This window comes from Methanospirillum hungatei (assembly GCF_019263745.1).
GTDB classification, from domain to species: domain Archaea; phylum Halobacteriota; class Methanomicrobia; order Methanomicrobiales; family Methanospirillaceae; genus Methanospirillum; species Methanospirillum purgamenti.
Genome location: NZ_CP077107.1, coordinates 2871107 through 2894084, shown reverse-complemented (window position 1 = coordinate 2894084; position 22978 = coordinate 2871107). Strand labels below are relative to the sequence as shown.

Annotated in this window: 19 protein-coding genes; 11 read left to right on the top strand and 8 right to left on the bottom strand. The window is 41.3% G+C overall.

Annotation, left to right across the window (positions count from 1 at the left end; all coding sequences use genetic code 11):
• Positions 1-36 precede the first annotated feature (36 nt).
• Together pheT and pheS are read right to left on the bottom strand one after the other, a co-directional pair.
• Positions 37-1656, bottom strand: a complete 1620-nt coding sequence (pheT, locus tag KSK55_RS13945; RefSeq protein ID WP_218607338.1) for a phenylalanine--tRNA ligase subunit beta — start codon at positions 1654-1656, stop codon at positions 37-39.
• On the bottom strand, positions 1656-3092 hold the full coding sequence (gene pheS / locus KSK55_RS13940) for a phenylalanine--tRNA ligase subunit alpha (RefSeq protein ID WP_218607337.1): 1437 nt from the start codon (positions 3090-3092) through the stop codon (positions 1656-1658). Before pheS ends, pheT begins: the two co-directional genes overlap by 1 nt.
• Positions 3093-3692: 600 nt before the next feature.
• On the opposite strand from pheS, the gene KSK55_RS13935 reads away from it, so the two are divergent.
• Both KSK55_RS13935 and KSK55_RS16560 read left to right on the top strand, forming a co-directional pair.
• Positions 3693-5312 (top strand): IS1634 family transposase, encoded by a 1620-nt coding sequence (locus tag KSK55_RS13935; RefSeq protein ID WP_218607335.1) that lies wholly within the window; start codon positions 3693-3695, stop codon positions 5310-5312.
• An 11-nt stretch (positions 5313-5323) separates the two neighbouring features.
• Positions 5324-5479, top strand: a complete 156-nt coding sequence (locus KSK55_RS16560) for a nucleotidyltransferase substrate binding protein (protein WP_306127601.1) — start codon at positions 5324-5326, stop codon at positions 5477-5479.
• A gap of 80 nt (positions 5480-5559) precedes the next feature.
• On the opposite strand, the gene KSK55_RS13925 is transcribed toward KSK55_RS16560, so the two are convergent.
• From KSK55_RS13925 to KSK55_RS13915, 3 genes are all read right to left on the bottom strand, one after another.
• Entirely contained in the window at positions 5560-6828 is a 1269-nt protein-coding gene (locus tag KSK55_RS13925; protein WP_218607334.1) for a tryptophan--tRNA ligase, read from the bottom strand.
• Between the two features lie 7 nt (positions 6829-6835).
• On the bottom strand, positions 6836-7843 hold the full coding sequence (gene endA / locus KSK55_RS13920; RefSeq protein WP_218607333.1) for a tRNA-intron lyase: 1008 nt from the start codon (positions 7841-7843) through the stop codon (positions 6836-6838).
• 210 nt (positions 7844-8053) lie between these two features.
• A complete protein-coding gene (locus KSK55_RS13915) occupies positions 8054-9925 on the bottom strand; it encodes a PAS domain S-box protein (protein WP_218607332.1) in 1872 nt (623 codons plus the stop codon).
• Between the two features lie 246 nt (positions 9926-10171).
• Here KSK55_RS13915 and KSK55_RS13910 point away from each other — a divergent pair, with 246 nt between their 5' ends.
• The 3 genes from KSK55_RS13910 (at position 10172) to ablB (ending at position 13562) form a co-directional block, all read left to right on the top strand.
• Positions 10172-11335 carry a KamA family radical SAM protein gene (locus KSK55_RS13910; RefSeq protein ID WP_218607331.1) on the top strand — a complete coding sequence of 388 codons (1164 nt, stop codon included), beginning with the start codon at positions 10172-10174 and terminating at the stop codon, positions 11333-11335.
• Between the two features lie 84 nt (positions 11336-11419).
• Positions 11420-12733 carry a lysine 2,3-aminomutase gene (gene kamA / locus KSK55_RS13905; RefSeq protein WP_218607330.1) on the top strand — a complete coding sequence of 438 codons (1314 nt, stop codon included), beginning with the start codon at positions 11420-11422 and terminating at the stop codon, positions 12731-12733.
• Positions 12723-13562, top strand: a complete 840-nt coding sequence (ablB, locus tag KSK55_RS13900) for a putative beta-lysine N-acetyltransferase (RefSeq protein ID WP_218607329.1) — start codon at positions 12723-12725, stop codon at positions 13560-13562. The genes kamA and ablB overlap by 11 nt, the downstream gene beginning before the upstream one ends.
• A gap of 24 nt (positions 13563-13586) precedes the next feature.
• Here the strand turns inward: ablB and KSK55_RS13895 are convergent, their stop codons facing one another.
• The 3 genes from KSK55_RS13895 to KSK55_RS13885 form a co-directional block, all read right to left on the bottom strand.
• Positions 13587-15398 carry a KUP/HAK/KT family potassium transporter gene (locus KSK55_RS13895; RefSeq protein ID WP_218607327.1) on the bottom strand — a complete coding sequence of 604 codons (1812 nt, stop codon included), beginning with the start codon at positions 15396-15398 and terminating at the stop codon, positions 13587-13589.
• Positions 15399-15532: 134 nt separating this feature from the next.
• Complete coding sequence (locus KSK55_RS13890; protein WP_214420772.1) at positions 15533-16408, bottom strand: mechanosensitive ion channel family protein; 876 nt, start codon at positions 16406-16408, stop codon at positions 15533-15535.
• Positions 16408-17400, bottom strand: coding sequence for a hypothetical protein (locus tag KSK55_RS13885; protein WP_218607326.1), 993 nt, complete (start codon positions 17398-17400; stop codon positions 16408-16410). The genes KSK55_RS13890 and KSK55_RS13885 overlap by 1 nt, the downstream gene beginning before the upstream one ends.
• A 394-nt stretch (positions 17401-17794) precedes the next feature.
• Between KSK55_RS13885 and KSK55_RS13880 the strand changes: the two genes are divergently transcribed.
• The 6 genes from KSK55_RS13880 (at position 17795) to KSK55_RS13855 (ending at position 22830) form a co-directional block, all read left to right on the top strand.
• Positions 17795-19069 carry a hypothetical protein gene (locus tag KSK55_RS13880; RefSeq protein WP_218607325.1) on the top strand — a complete coding sequence of 425 codons (1275 nt, stop codon included), beginning with the start codon at positions 17795-17797 and terminating at the stop codon, positions 19067-19069.
• Positions 19070-19236: 167 nt separating this feature from the next.
• Positions 19237-19701, top strand: a complete 465-nt coding sequence (locus KSK55_RS13875) for a hypothetical protein (protein WP_218607324.1) — start codon at positions 19237-19239, stop codon at positions 19699-19701.
• Between the two features lie 103 nt (positions 19702-19804).
• Positions 19805-20815: a TIGR00341 family protein gene (locus KSK55_RS13870; protein WP_218607323.1), complete on the top strand. Its 1011-nt coding sequence runs from the start codon at positions 19805-19807 to the stop codon at positions 20813-20815.
• Between the two features lie 52 nt (positions 20816-20867).
• On the top strand, positions 20868-21551 hold the full coding sequence (locus KSK55_RS13865; protein WP_218607322.1) for a nitrite/sulfite reductase domain-containing protein: 684 nt from the start codon (positions 20868-20870) through the stop codon (positions 21549-21551).
• 2 nt (positions 21552-21553) lie between these two features.
• Positions 21554-21892 carry a cupin domain-containing protein gene (locus tag KSK55_RS13860; protein ID WP_214420764.1) on the top strand — a complete coding sequence of 113 codons (339 nt, stop codon included), beginning with the start codon at positions 21554-21556 and terminating at the stop codon, positions 21890-21892.
• A gap of 188 nt (positions 21893-22080) precedes the next feature.
• On the top strand, positions 22081-22830 hold the full coding sequence (locus tag KSK55_RS13855; RefSeq protein ID WP_256664031.1) for a nitroreductase family protein: 750 nt from the start codon (positions 22081-22083) through the stop codon (positions 22828-22830).
• Positions 22831-22978 lie beyond the last annotated feature (148 nt).

The window sequence follows — 22978 nt, the reverse complement described above, 5'->3', positions numbered from 1 at the left end:
TGCTGAGACGGGAAACGGGTTTAAGATTTCGTTTCCTTACTGTTGAAAAATAAGATGAAGAGAAATCTCAATACCCGCGACCGGCTGGTCAATATCAAACAGGTTTAATACTCCTGGGTGTATTTCCCCAAATACTCCAACTTTTTTTCCGTTAACCAAAATATCAACGGCTCTTCCGGATGTAAAGGCAGGATCAGAACTTTCTGCTGGAGTATATGCAACTCCAAGTTCTCTCATCAGGGCATCAACAGTTGCATAAGCTTCTGAAAAATCAGCCCCTGGATGGGTTGAAGCAAGAGCAAGACTCTGGAACGTCTGTAGATCAGAGACGATATCCCCGGTGTGAAAAATCCGCTGGGGAAGTTCGCGCCGTTTGTTCATTCTCAACAGATCCAGAAGGAGGGGGAGAAGATCTGTTCTGACAAGTGTTTGTTCTTCTGATATCGGGTGAAGAACACGAAGCGCTTTTGGATCAGGTTCACGCTTCATCCTAGAGTACATGATCTCATCGTTTGAAAGCGTGAACGGCATGACCTCAAGGTATCCTAATCCACAGCATATATCACGGACAGATGATGCAAGGGTATTGATGGGGTGTTCACACCCAGTTGCAAAAGTGGGAGGCAACTCAGCTTCAAGGTTACTAAATCCAGTTCCGATTGCAACATCTTCGTACACATCCCATTCATGCATAATGTCTGCACGATAACAAGGGATTCGTATTGAGACAATATCTTCTCCTGATTTCTCAGCACCATATCGCATCTTCTTCAGGATATCAGCAATTTTTTCAGCAGAGAATGATGTCCCAAGGAGTTTGTTACAGGATCCAACATGAATTTCCCGAAGAGTCGGGGAGAGATCTGGCATCACAGAATTTTTGACGGTTACACTTTCACATCTTCCTCCAGCAGTGATGAGAGTTGTACATAAAACCTTCAGGGCCGTCATAACTGCACGTTCATCGGTTCCTGTTACATCAAGGAGAAGGTTCGTCGATGATTCAGTCACCCTGGTTAATTCTCCGTTGATGATGGGCGGGAATGAAAGAACATTGCCATTTGCATCCTCAATAAGTGGCATGACCGGTTTGTCTTTCACGATATGGGAATAGTCACGTCCTTTCGGATGCTCTTCCATGATCTCAGCAAGCGTCATCTCCCGATCATAATCCAGTGGAACAAATGATCTCGTTAATGGCGCTCCATAATATCTGAATGGAGGGGTCAATTTATCAAGATCATGAACACCGATGGCTACTTTTGCCCGGCCACGACCAACTACCCAGTGCAGTGCCTCCTGTACTCCCATGAGACTGATGATCGCTTCATTATCAAGGTGAATGTCTCTGATTACAGCTGAAGCGATGTAAGGTCTGACATCTTTCAGGTTATCATCAACAGAAAACGAGATAGATGAAGGAGTAACAGAATAGGTCTCTTCTCCGGTTTCCAGTCCAAGAAAACCTCGCATGGCACGTGCAACACCTTCTGTTGAATAGAGATCCACACGTGACGGGAAGAATTCAACATCCACCTGCTCCTCGAGGATACGTTCGATATCTGAACCAATCATGGGGAGGTGATCTATGATAGTCTGTCGGTCTGTTCCACACAGACGCTCCAGATATTTGTAAGGAAGTGAAACAACCGGCATCAGCATCGCCCTCCATGAACGACCGGCATTCTCCGTACCCAGTCTATATCACTCTGGTATAGTTCACGAAGATCAGTAAGACCCATCCTCAGCATGGCAACACGGGAGACGCCTAGACCCCAGGCAAGAACCGGGCAGTTAATACCCCAGGGTGATGTTACTTCTTCTCTGAAAATTCCTGCCCCACCAAGCTCAACCCAGCCGAGATCCTCAATATATACTTCTGGTTCGACACTGGGTTCAGTATATGGGAAGTATCCGGGTCTGAACCGAACCGACTCAAATCCCATCCGTACATAAAATTCTTTTAAAAATCCAAGCAGGTTACGGAAGTTCACATTCGAATCCATGACTATGCCTTCGAGTTGTTCAAACTCAGGAAGGTGGGTTGGATCGATTGCTTCCCGACGATATACCCGGCCGATACAAAAAGCCTTAACCGGAGGATTCTGATGCCCTGCAAGGTGCTGAATAGAAAGACTGGTGGTATGAGTCCGAAGCACTGTTGCCTTTGCTTTTTCAGGATCCCATTTCCCTCCCCATCCGGTTGATGAAGTATCGCCTCCAGATTCATGCATATCACGGACTTTTTCCCAACCTCCCGGGAGATCCTGCTTTCCGGCAAGGTGGAATGTGTCCTGCATCTCCCTGGCCGGATGATCCTGAGGCTGGAACAGGGCATCAAAATTCCAGAAGGCTCCCTGAATGATGCTTCCATGGAGTTCAGTAAAACCCATGTCAAGAAGAATCCGTCGCATCTCATCGATCATACGCTGGTACGGGTGAATCTTTCCGGGCCAGACAGGGCGAGGGAGCTTCGTGATATCATATCGGCGAAGAGAAAGATCCTTCCAGGCTCCGGAGCTGATCTGGTCTGCAGTCAGGGTTCCGGTTTCTTCAGTAAGTGTAATCCCGGCTGCAGCCAGTTTTTTCCCCTCATCAGTAATACAGATTAAATATCTTACAGATTCATCTTCTATAACAAGGCCTCGCTTGAGAAGATCCTTTTTGATGTCAGCTGGAGCGGCATTAGGATTTTTCAGATTGATTTCAAGAGGAGAGAGGGTTGCATCTCCGGTTTTTTTGACCATTCCGGATTCTATTTTTACCCAGCCAAGCCGTTTCATCCAGCCAAGCCCTATCTTTGCATGAGGATGGGCATTCAAATCTGCAATGGAAGAGGAGTCACCAAAACTATCATAGAGTTGACGTTCCGGGAGACCTTCAGTCAAGTACCGGCTTCCTTCCTCAGTCAGGGATAGTGTTGTTGTGACGTTCCGTTCAACAGTTGCAAGACCTTTCTGCGATAAGAGTCCCCCATACTGAACAACTGACTCAGCAGGCCGGGAAAGAATACTTCCCATCTCTTCCGGAGTTGTGGTCCCGGTTTTTTCAAGTTCGAGAAGCAGACGTTTCTCGTTCAAAGTTAGTTGCATCGTATCTCCTTACATGATTTGGTAGTTTGCTTTTGATGAAGGATCAATATGTGCGTTTTTTGTATGTTGTTCATCGGTATACATCTCCTGACAACCAACGGTTGTAGTAATCGATTATTACAGGGGTCCGGCAACGTATCCAGACCCCTACCTAAACGAAAAGAATGAGCCGGAAAAGAATTGAGAGAACGATCCGATATTGCTCATGAAAGTCTGCTGTAATGTTACCAGTGATTAGTATTTATAAGATCGGGATCGTGAGTAAAGAATAACACAATAACCAAAAAACATACAATGATTCCTGCAAAAAATTCCCATTATACCGGGAATAAGACCTCCATATGATCGAATTGGTTCGCTCTTACAATCTCCCGCAGAAAAGGGACACAAACCATTTTGTATGGTATTTCCAGAACAAGAGAAGTGATCAGACTTTAGAATGAAATATCCACTACAGTATACATATCGAATGACATCAGGAACCCACACAAAATGAATGAAAAAAGGATATTCCCACATTCCGCATATCCTTTTATAAAATTCAATTAATCATAAAAGCTTAACTATAAATACTTCCTGATCGATCTCTATGGATAAACGATGGATTTCGATGATATCTTCGTATCAGATTCAGATAGGACAATCGGTCATCTTGGACTTGTTGCTGGTAGTTATGATGAACTGAATATTGGTCAGATAATTGATAACTTCATTCCAAAAACAGGTCCACATCACTTGACACATGGCGATATTGTTAAAGCAATGGTCATAAATGGCCTAGGATATATTGAACGGCGGCTTTATCTTTTTCCTGCATTTTTTACCGATATCTCCCTCACTCGTCTTTTTAACAAGGAGATCACTCCAACACAATTGAATGATGATCTTCTGGGTCGGACTTTAGATGCAATTCATGCGTTTGGAGAAACCGAAATGTTCAATCATATTGTATCGGAATGCCTTGAAAGAGACCAATTCGCAATCAATTTAGTAAATAACGATACTACCAACTTTAGTGTCCATGGAAACTATGACTCAGACAGCAATACTGAAGAAATTGAGATAACGCATGGTCATCCAAAGGATGGTCGCTGGGATCTTAAACGATTTGCACTTGGAATGGCAACCAATCAACATGGAATTCCTCTTCTTCTTCAGACATTCTCAGGGAATGAGTCTGATAAAAAAGCACTCCTTGAGATCATAACGAAAGTTAAAAAGAACCTCAATGTTGCAGAAAAAGTCATTCATGTAGCAGATTCAGCATTCTATACTGAAGAAAATCTTCAGACGCTCGGCTTTCATACCTTCTGGATATCACGTGTTCCCTTAACAATATCTGAAGCTGAGTCTCTTCGAAAAACTTCTGAATCTTTCACTTCCTGCGAAGACAGTCGTTATTCATACTATTGCTCATCATCCAATTACGCCGGAGTCAGACAAACTTGGATTGTCTTTCATTCAAGTGAACAACAAAGAAAAAAAGAGAAGGATTTTGATAAAAAAGTAGAGAAAGAACTCATACGAGCTCAAAAATCCCTAAAACACCTGGCCTGTAAACGTTTTGCCTGTGAACCCGATGCCAGAAGTGCTGCTGCCGAATGGGTTTCGAAACACCCGTGGGTAATTTTTGATACTTGTTCTATAAAACAAGTTCACGAGCGATTAGAGAAGAAACGGGGACGGCCTGGAAAAGATGAAACGCTCATACTGAAATATGTTATTGAGGCTGATATCTCACTAAATTTTACTGAATTAGAAAAAGAAAAGTCAATTCTTGGCAGATTTATTATTGCGACAAATGATCTGGATTTGGATCCTGAAACCACGTTAAACTATTATAAAGGTCAATCACAGGTCGAAAAAGGATTCAGGTTTCTGAAGGATAAAACGTTCCGGGTGTCTGACGTATTTCTCAAAAATACAGGGAGAATTCAGGCTTTGGCAATGATCATGGTTCTTTGTCTATATGTATACGCCATAACAGAGTACAAGTTACGGAAAAGTCTCAAAGAGACTAATGAAACAGTGCCGAATCAAACCGGTAAACCAACTCAAAAACCAACATTACGCTGGATTTTCTTTTTATTTCGAAGAGTTAGAGAACTCTCACTTCGGATTGAAGGCAGAATCGTCACCAAAGTTCTCAATTTGGATAAAACGATTCGGAAAATTATTCGATTGCTTGGGACGCATCATGAAAAATATTATTTCACATAACAAACTGCGGAATGTGGGATATTCGGTACAAACAGAGATTAACAAACTACTGTAGGGCACTAGAGATGCTCCGTCAGGGAACAAAGATCTATCATTCCCGCCCTTTAACCCAATTGGAAAAGCAGGGGTTTATAAAAACATTTGAATTTACGTTTGAACTTGCGTGAAGGTGATGAAGGATTACCTTGCGTATCATGGATACTCAGATAACTATCCATACCAAGCGGAAAAAAAAGAGAATTCTTGATTAACAACTCTTTTCTGATCGTATCTGATCTGCTGCAACTGCCATCTTTTCCCTGAATTCATCCAGGAATGCTAAAACTCTCGCAGCACTATCTTTCTTACACTGCCCACACATGAGTTCTCCAGCCATACATTTCCGCCGGATTTCAGCAAGTTCTGTATCATCTGATACCATATGAAACAGATTCAGGAGGAACACCGGGCATTTATCTGCTTCTCCACCAAGCTCTTTTTGTTCCTGGAGTGTCATCCGGCCACCAGTCAGGGCAGACATGATCTTCTTGGTGACCTTCTTGTCATCCTCATAAAATCCAATAATACTCTCCGGGATACTGGATGACATCTTCCCCCCGGTCAGACCGGGCATAAACCGGTGAAAGGTCGCTGAGGGAGTAACAAATCCATATCCCCCATAAGTCCGCTCGATCGCCCGGATAGTCTTTTTTACGACATCCAGAGGAACCCCGGTAATATCTATATGTCCTTCGTACCGTTTGGATCCCCTAAATGCCTTATGCACCGCTTCCATCGCCTCTTCCGGGGCCTCCTTTGACCGGACACTGACATGAGTATTCCGATCTTCGACGGTGAACATCCGGAGTTTATGGGCAACCCCTCTCGTAAGACGGATATGCGGATCCTGGTCAAGACCAACTGGCACAACAGTCGGGGCCGGTTCTGATTCCACCTGGGGATGGAGAATATCTGCAACCTGGGTTAAGACACTCATAGCATGACCGATGTCGGTATCAGGAGTAAATCCATAAATTGCAGAGAGCTCTGAAAAATTCACTTTGGCTGATGCTTCAAATGCAAGATCCTGTACGATCCGGTTAGAACTTTGCTCATACGTTTCTCCATGGTACCCGAGGGCATAGAGGCAGGAGAGGTATTCATCACCATATTTCCGGCACTGTTCCCAGGTAAGGTTCCGGACTGCATGAGCCTCACGATCAGCAATACAGATATATCCCCTCCCTCCCTGCTTTACATGCCAGACTACTTCTTTCATGACCATCAGGTGTCCCAGATGCGGATGTCCGGATGGCATAAATCCGGTCATAACATTAAAGGGTTCATTGGTCCTGATTGCATTCGCTATCTGATGGTAATCGCGGTGACCAAAGACAATTCCTCTTCTGATAAAATCAGGAACGTCTGGGAGAAGATTGGTAACCGTTTCGATTCGCTCAATTCCGAACTCGGCATGTAGACGCTCAATATCGACAGACTGGTCTGATGCCCAGGGATTTACTGCTTCAGTATCCATGATGATTCTAGAGTTTTATTCGTGCAAATTCTATGAAGACAATGCCCTCATCATGTATACCGGCAAATAACATCTTCTTTTTGACACTATGTGCCATCCGTACAGACCGTGATATACTATTCATGGGAAGGGTTTCACCCTTGTCGATTGCCTGAACGAGCATCTCTGAATGGATTTTTCTTCCGGAATAAACACGGAAATGATGCCCAAACTTATACCCGGTCTTTGGAATATACTGGAGTGTCCGCAAATGGCGGTACACAGCAATTTTTTTGTCAAGTTCAGGATCTGAATCACGGATCAGGGTGCAATACCCGTCAGGGGTTAATATCTCCTCACCCTGATGAATCGTCACAAGACCCTGCTCCATCAGGTAGGTTGCTTCAACCGTTGCAAGGACAATCCTTGCTTCATCAAGTCTTTTTCCATAAAATGCCTGATCATAACCGAGATCTGCATCTGCGGTTATGATAACAGATATACTTGAAAGAATTCCAACAGCCGGCTTTGGGTCAGGTGTTACTTCAAGGCTTGGGAGTTTCTGTATTTTTACTTCATAGTACGTTATCTCAAATTCATCATCGACCACGGCGAGTACGTGTTGCTTTCTCATATTCAGTGTGGTTTTTACCTCATTCTGAACTACGGCAAAATCAATTAGATCACGTTCGGAAAGCACTCTGACCATGTATTGTGACTCGCCTTTTCCTGGTTTTTCGCCTCTTTTAAACACCCGGAAATCATGTGGACCTGTCTGAACCACATAGCCACGTTCCCGAATGTCACGATACACCAGAAAAGATCTGATCATATGGGCATCTTCAGAAAACCTAACCAGAAGTGAATCAAAATCAAACCCAGGGATCTCAATTCTTCCCCGGTACACGAGATAGAGTGCTTCTACCGGAGAGAGACGGAGCCCGTCCTTTTGCGGTCTTCCAAATCCGCTCTGTTCATAGAGGGCATATCCCTCCGATCCAAGAAGGACTTTATTATCTTCTATCCGTGCCTTCACGCCTTAAGATTAGGGCGTCGTCCATCATAAAACAGCCCTGGAAGCCGGACCTAAACCTCCCTTGCTGTTCGGGTATAAACTGCATGATGATATATATTAGAATTGGAGTATACAAGTTAGGAAATATCTCAATAAAGCCACTCATAAAAAAAAGGGGTAGATTGATTAGAAAAACAAATGTTGAACGAATCAGATCAAAAAAAATTGAGGTTATGATTCGATAAATCCAGTTATACGATGTTGCAGACTGTATATTTCATCCCGAAGTGATGTAACATTTCGAAGCACGATGAGAATTGCAGAGATGAGGCCTGCGTTATCTTTCTCTGGAATGAACATAGCATCCATGAGCATCTCTACCCCATCATGAGTAATAGTGAAAAGTTCATGTAGAGGTATTCCAGACAAAAAAACAGACTTAAATCGATCACAGGTAGGAAAAATCTTACGGATTTCTTGGGCCTCGCTTATGTGCACCCCGATAAGATTCTCAGGACTGGTCCCAATTAACCTTCCCAGGGATGGATTTGCATACAATATCATACCCGCCCGGTTGATGACCATAATATCATCCAGAACATGCTCAGCAATACCTCGGAGTAATTCCTCTTCATCCCTGATTTTTGCTTCATTCTCCCTGAAAGAGGTAATATCACGAAGTGACTGGATAGCTCCAGAGAGTTCACCTGTCTCTGTGTAGTATGGTGTAACCTTGACCCAGTAAATCCGCTTACTCCCATCCTGCCTGTATGCGATGGTCTCTGCAGTAAGAGCTTCCCCTTCCTGGACAATGTTTTTAAAAAATGCATTTATTGACGGATCATACCTGTTAAATATCAGATCTGCAAGGACAGGGCGACTATATCCATATATTGCTGGTACAAAAAGATCAATAGATTTTCCAATTGTCTCCTCTGATTGAAGACCGGCCATATTCTCGAGTTGCTTATTCCAAAGTATTATCAGTTTATTCTTATCAACGGCAAATGTTGGATCAGGAAGATGATCTAAAATCCACTCCATTCTCTTTTGCGACTGGACAACCTGCCGTTCACGGGTGATTAGATCTGTTATATCAAATCCGGCGAGAATCATTGAAGCACCATTCTTCCCTTTCCGGAGTCGTATCAGATTCCAGGAATAAATCTGTGAGGAGATCTGATTTTCTATGATGAGTGATGAATCCCAACTTGAAAAATCAGAAATACCATTTCGGACAAGGTCAATTTTATCAGTAATTACTATCCCCTGTTCATCCAGATGAGGAAACAAAGTATGTAATAGAGCCGGATGGTCTTGCTCCCCATCATGGAGATGAACAATCTCTGATGCATAATGATTACAAAAAACAACTTTTCCGGCAGAGTTTACCTTCAGAATCACAGCGCGAACATTCTGCAGGAGATCACGGATTGCTCGTTCACGACTTGATACCTCCCGAACTGTGCTTTTTGCTTTTTCCAGATTGTTCGTCAAATCAGAGTGAATAAGAGAGATCTGATGTTCATACTCGGATGCAAGACTCTTTGCCTGCTCTTTACTTGATTGGATTTCAGTTTGATCCTGAAGGATCATCACTGATCCACGTTCATCCCCCACCAATTGAATTGCAAATATACGATAACGCAGGAATTTTTCCCTCATTTGTCCTGAAAGATGTAAAATGCCCTCAATAGCCTGTAAAGGAGGTTCCAGGAGTACTTTTTGAATTTCCTCAGAAAAGATAGCAGCCAATGGAGAGTATCTGATTGATCTGCCTTTCAACGTATCACAAGAAGTAAAAAGCATTTCACAAAATGCTGGATTTACATCAGTGATTGTTCCATCATGACTAATGATGAGAACTCCTTCATCAAGGACAGCGAGAATTTCTGAGCTCGAAACCCGGAACGATGCACGATATATTTTTGCAGGTCCAAGAGACCGTCGCTCAGCCCTTCCAGCGTGGAAAAGAGACTCAAGATACCGGGCCGCAGTTGTCCGGGTTATATGCAATAACCGTGATACTTCCTCGATTGTCAACCCTTCTCTATTTGAGCATAACAGAGAGTGGACCTGTTCTTCATATGATCCTGTAGACAAATGAGAACTCCATTAAACGGATATCGTTTTTCTTTGACCTAGAAATACATTGTGGTATGTGATAAATCAAGATCATTACTAATAGTAATCAGATCTAAGAAACTATAAATATGAGGATCCCCAATTATTCCTTAACCGGGACTTTCAGAATACCAATCTTATTGACCATTGCCCGGATACTCTATACCCCGAGGGATTCCCTCCTACACCCAGGGGTTTATTGTTAACCACCAGGAGGTGAACACGATGAAAGGAACATATATTACAGACATTACCAGGATCCCATACTTTCAGTCTCTGAAAAAAAGCGAACAAGAGAGCCTTTTACAGGTGACAGAACGATTCCCATTCCGTGCATCACGTCATTATCTCTCTCTTATCGATTGGAATAATCCTAACGATCCACTAAAAAGAATCATTTTCCCAGATCCTGGTGAACTATCTATGATCGGCAGCCGTGATCCATCCCAGGAACAAAATTACACAGTCCAACATGGATTGCAGCATAAATATCCCCAGACATCTCTGTTCCTTCTTTCAGATGAGTGCGGTGGCATTTGTCGTTTTTGCTTCAGAAAACGTCTTTTCATGGACTGTCAAAGGCAGACTGTCAGAGATTATACTCCGGCACTAGGATACATCAGAGATCATACTGAAGTTACCGATGTACTGTTATCAGGTGGTGATCCGCTCATCCTTTCAACACCACACCTCCGAAAAGTAATCAATGAGTTGAAGTCTATCGATCATGTTGGAATCATCCGGATAGGAACAAAAATGCTGGCATATAATCCTGGAAGGATTACCGGGGATCCGGATTTCATCTCTCTGATCAATGAGTCATCCAAAGAAAACAAAAAAATATACATCATGGCTCATTTCAACCATCCGGCAGAGATATCCCCCGAATCAATACAGGCAATCGGGATGCTTCAGCAGGCAGGTGCCATTATTGTAAACCAGACTCCGGTTATCGATGGAGTGAATAATAATCCAGCCATTATGGCCCAATTATTTAAAAAATTATCATTCCAGGGAATTTCGCCATATTATGTCTTCCAGTGCAGGCCGACAATAGGAAACCAGATCTATACAGTTCCAGTAGAAAAGTCATACCAGATTATGCATACTGCATTTAAACAATGTTCAGGTCTTGCAAAGCGGGCTAGATTTATTATGTCTCATAGCACCGGGAAGGTAGAGGTTGTCGGGATGAATAACCATAACATCTTTATGAGGTACCATCAGGCAGCCGATCCAGAAGATTATGACAAATTCATGATATCTCATTCAAATCCACAGGCACGATGGTTTGATGATTATGAGCCGTTTACTCCAGGAACAGGCCCTATCCGGGAGTGGCTGTTTGAATATGATCCTGCTGCTTATCGTGAAGTGGCAACCTACTAAGTTTTTTTCTTCTTGAGGTACCCATTCGCCAGTTTTATGAAAAAATGTTGGTAAAAACCAAATTCATCAAAATCATACAAAAATATGACTCATATAAAAACAATCCCTCCATCTATCGAACAAGCTGCCGAAGATAATAAACAAAGGTGGAAAGACTGGAAATGGCAAGTTGGGCATAGCATTACTGATATTAAAACTCTAGAACGCATGCTTGACATACCATTGTCTGATACGGAACGAAAAGATATACAGAAGACATGTGACATCTTTCCTATGTCTATTACTCCTTATTACCTGTCTTTGATCGATACCCATGATCCATATCATGATCCCATTTTTAAACAGGCGGTTCCATCTGTCGGAGAATTAATCATAGAGGACTATGATATTCACGATCCACTGGGAGAAGACGCAGATAGTCCATGCCCATTGATCACACACAGGTATCCGGACAGAATCCTGTTTCTGATAAGCAACACCTGTGCAATGTACTGCAGACATTGTACACGAAAGAGAAAGGTAGGTCAGGTATCCTCAATTCCATTGGAAGAGGAACTGGAAGCAGCCTATTCATACATCGAAAATCATCCCGAAATCCGAGATGTCCTGTTATCAGGAGGGGATCCTCTCATGCTGTCAGACCATCAACTGGACAGAATACTAAGCAGGTTACGAAAAATACCTCATATTGAGATTATCAGAATCGGATCCCGGGTACCTGTTGTTCTTCCTTTCCGGATAACTGATAATCTTGTTTCAATCCTCAAAAAATATCACCCCCTCTGGCTAAATACTCATTTTAACCATCCAAAAGAATTCACGGATGATTCACGTAACGCTCTTGCAAAACTTGCGGATGCAGGAATTCCTCTTGGTAACCAGTCTGTTCTATTAGCAGGGGTAAATGACTGTCCGGTCATCATGAAAAAACTGGTTCAAGAACTTGTAAAAAACCGTGTCAGGCCATATTACTTGTTCCAATGCGATCTTGCAGAGGGCCTTGCTCATTTCAGAACACCAGTAGGGAAAGGAATCGAAATTATTGAAAGCCTTATTGGCCATACTTCAGGTCTTGCAGTTCCTACGTATGTAATTGATGCACCAGGAGGCGGTGGAAAAATCCCAGTGATGCCCTATTATCTCGTATCGTGGTCTTCCAACAAGGTTGTTCTCCGTAATTATGAAGGGATGTTCACTACTTATCAGGAACCATCTTCATATGAGGGAGTAACTTGTGATCTTCGGTGTGAGGCATGTGTACTCCAACATTCAATTGATGAGGAAAGTGCAGGAAAACGTGCTCAGGGGATTGAGGCATTATTATCAGATTATGAAAATGATATTACAATCCTCCCAGCAGATCTTGACCGAATCTCTAGGAGGGCAGATGGAGACTGATTTTTTAGTAACCATTGGGAAAAGCCTGATTCAACATGGATATTATAATAACAGGATTTACCTTATCCAGGTTCATCCGGACGATATTGAACTCATCCTGCATAGAATCAATTATTTACAACTTGTTTACTCTTATGAAAAGATTATCCTTAAGGTTCCCAGATCATTAGAGAGGGATTTTAAAACCCCGGATACACGGATTGAAGCGCGTATTCCGGGTTATTACCAGGGTATAGAAGATGCTCTTTTTTTATCCAGGTTTTTTAATATCCGGAGAGCTGAAGAAGATGGGTTTAATAAAATCCAAAGAAACATTCATACCTGCCAGAATAACCTGCTCCCACCAGTTCAAAAAAATTATTCGCAAGAAATAAGGATTCGAAAAGCAGACACATCTGATATTTCAGAGCTATGTGCCCTATACAAAAAGGTTTTTGAGACATATCCATTTCCGATATGTGAACCTTATTATCTGAAAAAGATCATGAGTTCTGGTGTACCTTTTTTTGTTGCTGAAATATCAAATGAAGTTATAGGTGCAGGCTCTTGTGAAATTGATGCACATGCTTCTGCTGTTGAAATGAGTGATTTAGCCGTAAATCCAAAATATCGGGGATATGGAATCTCAAAAATACTTCTTTCATTTATGGAGAAACACATGAAGAAAAATCATGTTAAAACAGCATTTACGATTTGCAGGGCAGAACCACTCCAAATCAACCGTTTATTTTCCGGTTTCGGGTATCAACATGGTGGAACGCTCATTAAAAATACAAATATTTGTGGAAAATTTGAGAGTATGAATATCTGGTATAAGAGTCTGACTTGAATTTCAAATAATTTTTTTCTTAATTTACATTACAAACCTGGTAACTACTCCGTGAATTTTCTCAGCCGGCAATGAATAAAACTGAACAAATGGTGGAGAAGCTTTTTTCATCAGACCAAAGAGGTTCCAGATCATCCGGTCACTTATGATATTCTCAATGCCATAAAAGATCGTTTTTTCATAAATCCCTCTCTCACGGAGAAGACCTTCGATATCTACAATTTCCATATACCCAGCTTCAATGATAAATGCAGAAAGCCCTTCTGCCAGTCCTTCCTGATAATCAGATGTAACTCCAAAAGGATATCCTTTGACTCTGACAGAAACCAGAATGTTTTGTTGGTAAATGATGTTATTTTGGAAAAAAATTTGTCCAATATAGGGAGAGACTGATCGAATATCTGAGGTAAAATACAGTGCAGCACCTGAAATTTTGCATACTCCCTTGTATAACTGATGATATTTATCGATAAACTCTTCATAGGGGATGGGTTTAAATACTGAACGAAGTTTCTGCTGCCCCTGTATAAATATCATGATTATGATAAAAGGTATCAGGGCCAGAAGAAAAGACCAGTAAGCTCCATGTGGGAGTTTTGTTAAACAGGCCATGAAGAAGGTCAGGTTAATTCCAAGTAATAAACACATGACTCCAACCTTTCCTGCATCCCTTTTGATGGAAAATATGACAAGAAGCATGAAAGCAGTTATTGACATATCTCCGGCAACTGCAAGTCCATATGCTGCCCCAAGATGTTCTGATGACTGAAAAGCAGCCATAACGATCAACACTGCTAATAAAAGGATCCAGTTTATGCTGTCAATATAGATCTGTGACCGAAGTGATGAAGATGTGTAATCTATCTTCATTTTTGGTATAATCCGTGTTGTCATTGCCTGATAAACAATAGAAAACATACCGCTGATCATAGCCTGAGACGCTATAACCGTTGCACAGATACTCATGACCAGAAACGGAATGTATAATGGTCCAACTATGGAGGAAACCATGGAGAAGAGGACCGTTCCGGTAGAACCATGTTCTAGTACAAATGCCCCCTGACCCAGATAACTAAGCATTAGAGCAGGAAACACACAATACCACCCTTTTACAATAGGTTCCCGACCAAGGTGACCCATATCAGCATACAATGCTTCACCTCCAGTGACACATAATACAAGAGCTGATAACACGATGAGTGAAGCAAGGCCGTTATCCAGTAAAAACCCAAATGCAAAATGAGGGCTTAACGCAAACAGAATGTGCGGTGTTGATACCAGACTGATTAGCCCTGTAATTGAGAGACAGAGGAACCATATTGCCATCACCGGACCAAATGCCCATGAAATCTTATCTGTTCCCCTTCTCTGGAATGCAAATAAACAGATTGCAATTGAAGCTGCAATAAGAAGCAAAATAGTACCACTTATATCTTCAAGCCCTGGAACGAGTCTAATTCCTTCAACAGCAGATAAAATACTGATAGCAGGTGTGATCACCCCGTCACCCATGAAAAGACAAACACCGACTATCGCCAGGAGTGATATAAACGGAACCAATGGGCTGTCCTTTAATAATCCAGTCAGAATTTCTTTTAATACAATAGTACCTCCTTCACCCTTTGATCCAACATTCATGGCAAACCAGACATACTGGACCGTGATTATTAGAAAAAGGCTCCAGAAAATTAAAGAGATAATTCCAAAAATATTTCCCTCATCCGGGACGAGAACAAGAAGTATGATGCCAATTGTATAAATCGGACTTGTCCCGATGTCTCCAAATACAAGCCCTAATGATTTAAGAACCCGGGAATCGACCAGGGTAGAAAACATACCTTTACGTTTTAAAAGAAATAATAAAGTGCTTTTGGTTTTTTTATGAACTCTACATTTGAATTACACAACAATAACAGATCGGTGTCTGTTTTCAAGAGAAAACGTGATAAAAATACCTTTGAAAAAAAACATTATCTCCCCTCTAACTTTTCAGTGATTAAATACTGGTTAGAGTCTTGTTGTTTTTCCATTAGGACACCCGGGTATGGTGGAGAACGAATATTCTCATTTCTCATCGCATCCCAGGCTCGTTGATGGAGATCAGATTGATACTCAAACTCATACCTATGATCTGTCACATATGCTTTGGCCCTTATTCGATTATAAAATGGAAATGAGTGAATAAGAACTGTGTAAGGAAAATCATCACTAATAATTACATATGGTGAACTTGCAATTGTTTCTCTGACAAGAGTTTGAGCCAGGGAATAATCTGAATCCGTATCAATGAAGAGATCTGTTACAACCATCATTGCAGTGGAACCAAAATTTCCACTAGAAACAGTTCCGGAAAATATCTGGTAATTTGGTATGGTCACAACATCGTCAGACGGAGTAACCATTCTTGTTGTTCGAAGACCAATATCTGTCACTTCACCATAATACGCTCCAAACGCTACTTTATCCCCAATCTGATATGGTTTTTCAAAAATTATCACAATACCTCCGATAATGTTGGCCAGAAGATCCTTCAGCCCAAAACCCAATGCAGCACCAAATAATCCAAAAAAGGCAACCATCTCAGTATAGGAAGGAGCGAGAATTGCAGTGATGGCAAACCAGGTAGCAATACAATAAAAAGCAATTTTTACTAGCGGTATCAGCATTTGTATGGTGATACGATCTTTAGAAAACATCTCGGAAAATTGTTGGAGAAAATGACCAATAATCCAGTTAAGAATAAATGTTAAAAGATAAATCAGGACAATATATAGAATAAGGAAAGAATAGTCTCCGGAAAGAGGGGCAACAGGTGAGCCCATATCCAACGCAACGCTTTCATTCATTACCAAATCATCCTCCGTTGTTTTAAGTAATCCACAACCGGTGCAAATCCCTCTAAACTGATGCACCATACTTCCTCATTTCTGATTACCAGCCCTGATGATACCAGTCGATATAATGAAGAATTAAGCATTGCTTTATCCTGAATGGACTCATTTAGCCTTGAATATACAGGTAATTCATACATGAGAATAAGGGTTAACACAAAGATATCAATAGCATATAATTCAGGGACAGAAAGCGGCTTTGGAAGGTGTGTTACTCTGATTTCATCTTCCACTATCGCATCATGAAATATTTTCAGAGCGATCCCTGGTTCACCTGAAGATAGTCGATATATTTCCCGAAAGATCAGTTCTTCTGGCAAAGCCTGTTTATCTGCGAGTAAAGGAATATATGATGCATAACGACGTTGAACGGTCAGATATGGAATAGAAAACGAAAGATTTAATGAAGAAATGGTAATATCATAATCTTTCCTTACTAATTCCAATGAATTATCCAGTTCAGTATCAATAATAAAATGAAGGTTTTCTTTCCCATCAGCAATGAGATATTTTTTTAATTCAGGTAAGGATAAGAGAGGAAGAGTAATAATTATCGGAAACCAGCGTTCTATGTGAAGAAATCCACTCAGGAAATTCCATGAATACTGGTTCCATGTAGTAATAACCTGACGTGAATTCGTTACAAGAGAAGATAGAAATAACCTCAGAAGATCAAAACCATGTGGCCTTCTTTCATAAAGATATTGACATTCTTCGCAGACATAAACCGCATGTTCTTCAAATAAATTCTCCAACTCTCTTTTTCCAAATGGTTCTCCAGAAAAATTTTTCCTCTTAACTAATACAGAAATTTCCCTGGCAATACTATCTGCTACAACGGTTCTGGAGTATGAAGTTGGACTTATTATAGCGATTTTTGGAGGAGTTCTGAAGTCTCCGGGTTTTCTGATATGTGTCAGGATCTCACATATTTTAGATTCATACAACAGGACATCATTTCCGAGAATACATGTTTGGTTTAGAGAGTTATCATTCTGGATCCTGGATATGAAAATCACCCAAATTCTATAAAACTTGATCGTGTAATAAGAGCCATGAAGATTTATAATTTCAGGTTATCATCTTATTGCATGATTATGCCATAAGTATTAATAATTTATTGATTGAATTATCGATAATACAACATAATACTATAAGATTTTTTTATTTTGATATCTGCTGTAGTATTCCAGGTGAAGGTGTCCGATTTAAAATACGTGTGCCAGCGGGCAGTTATCGACAGATAAGTGGATTCAGATAGAAATATCATTTTTCGAAAATAATGCTACTTTGAAAGAATGCATTAAGGGTACAATCGCCATTCAAGGAGTAGTATATTATATGACAGACGAACACAGGCAGATAAAGAACCATCTTAAAATTACCGGGGAAGCAGATCTTACGATCGAAGTGGTCATTTTGATCATTCTTGGGATTTTTATGTTTCTTTTTGGGGTACTTCTCTTTCAGATTAACACCGGAATTCTTCCATATGCACCAGATAGCACCTATGGATTGTTCCTCCTCCTTATCGCTTTTCAAATCGTCACCATGGGAAAGACACCATTTGGTGATCTCAAGCGGTCTTGGCTTTTGATTTTGGCAGGTATATGCGTTGCGATTGTAGGTATGGCTGCAGGTTTTATTCCTGGCTATCTTTCAGAGTATGTTAGGATCCTTGTCGGAAGCGTTCTTTTTTTCGGAGGAGCAGCTCTTTTCCTACAATTATTTTTGAGGGAAGACAAGGCAAAAACATGGAGACATAGTTCAGGTGTGTTACAGCACCTCATCCTGGCGTGTGGGATAGTATACATTATAAGCTGTTTTTGTGGCCTGATCACTCTTTTTCCTGGGATAACTACCAATCAACAAACCGCTGTAATTCTAATTCTGTATGCAATAAGTTTATTTTACCTTGCATGGTGTATTCAGAAGATTGCTCGAAAATACCCGTCTTCAAAACAAACAGCCAATGATATTCATGCGAGAATTGATAATACGCAAACAAGTAGGATTTGGCTGGTACTAAAAGATACTTCACTCTCCCTCTCATTGAGTGTTCTTCTTCTGGTTGCAGTTCTCCTAACTCTTCTTGGATTAGTCCTGATCCCGGTAAATCTGGGATTATTTCCTTTTTCACAAGATGGGCTGTTAGGGATGCTTCTGGTCATTTTTGCGATTCAGATGATGGCACTCGGTGAAACGCCGGTTGGTGCATACAAACGCTCCTGGCTGATGGTCATTATTGGTATGACCTTTGCAACCTTTGGAATTATATCCAGCGTTGTTCCCGGAGTTTTAATCAACCTGCTCCAGGCATTAATCGGTCTGCTTAATATTATTGGGGGTGTCGTGTTACTTATCGGACGTTTTTACCCAGTACTCCTGGCAATGAGAAATCCACCGGATCAACCGGTTTTTCAACCACCAATCCTTAAACAAATGAATGTTACCCAGACCATACTCAATTTTGTATCCATTGCCTTTGGTATTTCGATGCTCATCCCAGGGATAATGCCAGGGCTTATTAATGCAGAGATTATTGTTGTAAATGGACTGCTCCTCTTTGTTTTAGCATACCTCATCAGAAAACTTGAAAAATTATATCCAATATAGGATAATGGGACATGATCCACACTATTTTTCAAAAAAATGAAAAGACTACAACCGCTTTCTTCTGTATATTAGTAATTAAATCCATATTCTAAAGAAAACATATATTCTATTCACTCAAAAATTCAAAAACCATTGAATTGTTATTATACATGATGAAGAGGAACCGTATGCAGAATGTATCTTGGAAACTAATCATGAAGATAATCACCAGTTTTATTTTAATCAGCTTGATTATCGCATTCTTTCCCGTATCAGCTACCATTTTCATTGAAGATGGAACGGAACTCGATGAACAGGGCCTTATACAGTACTTAAAAGAGCCTGCTCCAGATTTTGAAAAACCGGGAGCCATCTATTTTTATGATCCGAACTGTGGTGCCTGTATGCCAGTCCATGACTTTTGGGATACATACTTAAAAGAAAATCCGGATGTCATTTTGGAGCAGGTCAACCTTGAAGAAGGTGCTGATCAGATGGATCGGTTTAAGGAATTCTCCCAGTCATATAACCGTGAAAAGACCTTTATTCCACTGGTTTACCTGGGTCCGGTTGCTCTGGAAGGAACAGATGACATTAAGAATTACTTCGATATAGTATATACCTGGTATATGGCATCATTCACAGGAGAATAAATCTTTTAATTTTTTTTTCATTCGCCTGAATAGATGAAATAAGGGAATATTTCCCTATTACCAATGTTATGATAATGGATGAACTCATATCATCCATTGGTCTATGCTCGAAGAATTTATAAGAGTTAATAAATTTGACCAGGCATACCTCCCCATACTACAGAAAAAACTCTGTTTTGAAGGTGAATGTGCCGGAAACGGAATACTAAATTATGGAGTACTCCTGACACTTGCAACCATTATCTCAACCTATGGTGTGATTGCAGGTTCAACCGCCACCGTGATCGGTGCCATGATAATTGCTCCTTTGATGACACCAATTATGGCAACAACACTTGCGATTGTACTTGGGGACACACACCGGGCCGGAAAATCGTTGATTATGGTAACGATTAGCACGGTTTTTGTTATCCTTCTGGCTGCTCTGCTCACTTGTAGTATCTCACCTCTTGCCATTGATTTTCAGGGAAATCCAGAGATCCTCTCGAGAACCGCACCTGATATGTTTGCACTCTATGTTGCCCTTGCATCTGGAGCTGCAGGAGCTTTTGCCGTCAGCCGGGAATCGGTCAGTGACTCACTGCCTGGAGTTGCGATTGCTATCTCTCTTGTTCCTCCGCTCAGTGTTGTTGGTATTTCTCTGTCCAAATTTCAATGGGGAGATGCAAGCGGTTCATTTCTCTTGTTTCTCACAAACCTGTTTGCCATTCTGGTATCCGGGGGGGCAGTTTTCTGGATTTCCGGAATTAATCCTGGATGGATGGATAAAAGCCGATCTAAAAAACGAAAACAGGCATTTACCATTGCAGTCATCTGTGTCGCCCTGATATCAGTCCCACTTTTCATCTCTGGTTATGAGACCCTGGAACAGGCATATTATTCAAAAGAAGCACAAGACATTACAAAGAACTGGTTGTCCGGATCAGGATATGAGATAACTACATTTGATCTTCGGAAACAGAACCTTACTTTTCATATAATCGGAATCGGAGAGATACCGGATCTTGAATATTTACACCTGGCACTTGATGAGCATTTTAAAAAACCCATAGCAATTGAAATGCGGGCAATTCCGATAAATATTCTACATTATCCATCAGATACCGGTCAGTGAGGAAAGGAGAAATATATCCTCTTTTACGTAATATCAACAGGAGGAAGATATCATGAAAAAAATAAACGGAGCAATTCTGCAACGGGATGGGAAAACATACGGAATCATGACAAATACACCCGCCGGCATGATCACTTCTGAGGATCTTGAACAAATCGCTGCTGTCGGGAGAAAATTTCACATTCCGGTCATGAAAATAACATCAGGACAGCGGATTATTCTTGCTGGAATACCCGCTGATGATGTCGATAACGTATTTAAAGAGCTTGGCACTCTCGGAAAGCCTGACCTCGGACCTTGTGTTAAATTTGTTCAGGGGTGTCTTGGCACAGAAATGTGTAAGTGGGGAGCACAGGATTCAATCGGGCTTGCATCCAGAATAGAAATTCTCGTTCAGGATAAAAAATTCCCGGCAAAAATCAAAATCGGGGTATCAGGGTGCCAACGGTGTTGTAGTGAGAGTCAACTCCGTGATATCGGACTTATTGGCACTACACGGGGTTGGATTGTCCTTTTTGGAGGAAATGGTGGAAGAAAGCCTCGAATTGCAGACCCGATTGCCTATGGCCTTTCAATAGATGAGGCATGTGATCTGGTCAGCAGACTTCTAGAATATTACCAAAAACACGGAGAATCCCAGGAGCGGACCGCCAGGTTCATGGAGCGTATTGGCATAGAAACATTAAAATCTGAATTGCTCTCTATGATTCCATATATAAATCTGGATAAGGTGTAACCATGATTATTACCGATGTAGCACAGGTTCCTTCAGGACCCAATCCTCACCACGTGGATGCCAGAAAGATCTATGATTCCCCCCATGCTATGACAGTTGTCATTACGCTTCAACCAGGAGAATCACTCAAAAAACATATAACACCGGTCGACGTCTTTTTTTATGTCCTGGAAGGGACAGGAATTGTTGAGATCGGTGATGAAAAAGCCGAGGTAACAAAAGATAAGTTAGTGGAAAGTCCAGCCAGGATTCCGCACCGATGGATTAACCAGAGTACTGAAGTTTTCAGAGTTCTTGTTGTAAAAGTCCCAAAACCAACTGAAGAGACAAAATTGCTTTAAATTTTTCCCTTTTTTACCACTTTTTTTCACTCAGATTTACCATCATGAATATCCGGATTTATATTTTGCAGGTAGAATGATTAAGAAATATGAAGCAGACATCACCCACTCATTCAGTTATAATTGACATAGAAAAATGCATATCCTGCGGGATCTGTTCATCAGTCTGCATGTTCTCCGTGATAATCATGGATGAAACAACAAGAAAACCCGTTATCTCATCAAACGTTCCACCCTGCAGTCAATGTGGACATTGCGAAACATTCTGTCCGGAGGGTGCCATTCACCTGAACATCCCAGACCTAAAACCACCAAATCTTTCTCAAAATATTCATCCGGTTTCCACCGAACAGATACAGGATCTGGTTCTCCACAGGCGGTCAATCAGAAAATACCTGCAAAAACCGGTTCCGCGGGATACAATAGAAGAGATCCTGGATATTGTGCGATATGCACCGTCAGCCATGAACCTTCAGACAGTCCGATGGCAGGTTATCTATGAAACTAAAGTAATCAGAAACATTGCTCAAGAGATAATATCCTGGATGAACCTGATGATTACCGAACAAAGGCTTCATGAATTCGCGATTGGAACTTCATTTCCCTATATTACCAGTGAATGGGAGAAAGGCAGGGATCTCATAACACACGGAGCACCACACCTTCTGTTAACATACTCAGGAAATGATGAACTGACTGCAACAACAGACGCAATTATCGCAACAAGTTACCTGGACCTGATTGCACCGGTTTTTAATCTGGGATCCTGTTGGACGGGTATTTTAAAGCGGGCAGCAGATTGGTCACCAGATGTCCTGGCATTACTCGATCTCCCGGAAGGCTCCATACCACAGACTGCACTTTTGATCGGGCATCCGGCATTCATCCAGTATTCAATTCCTGAGCGAAAACCTGTGAAGGTCAGGTGGATAGGATGATTACTACCATTTTTGATAATGCTCCCAATTGTGATTATGATCGACATTTAAATAACGGCACGCTATTGGCTTTTTGCACATATCCCCATACATTGTATACCCCTGTTTCTACTTCCAATAGCACCCCTTTATAAAATCGATATATTCG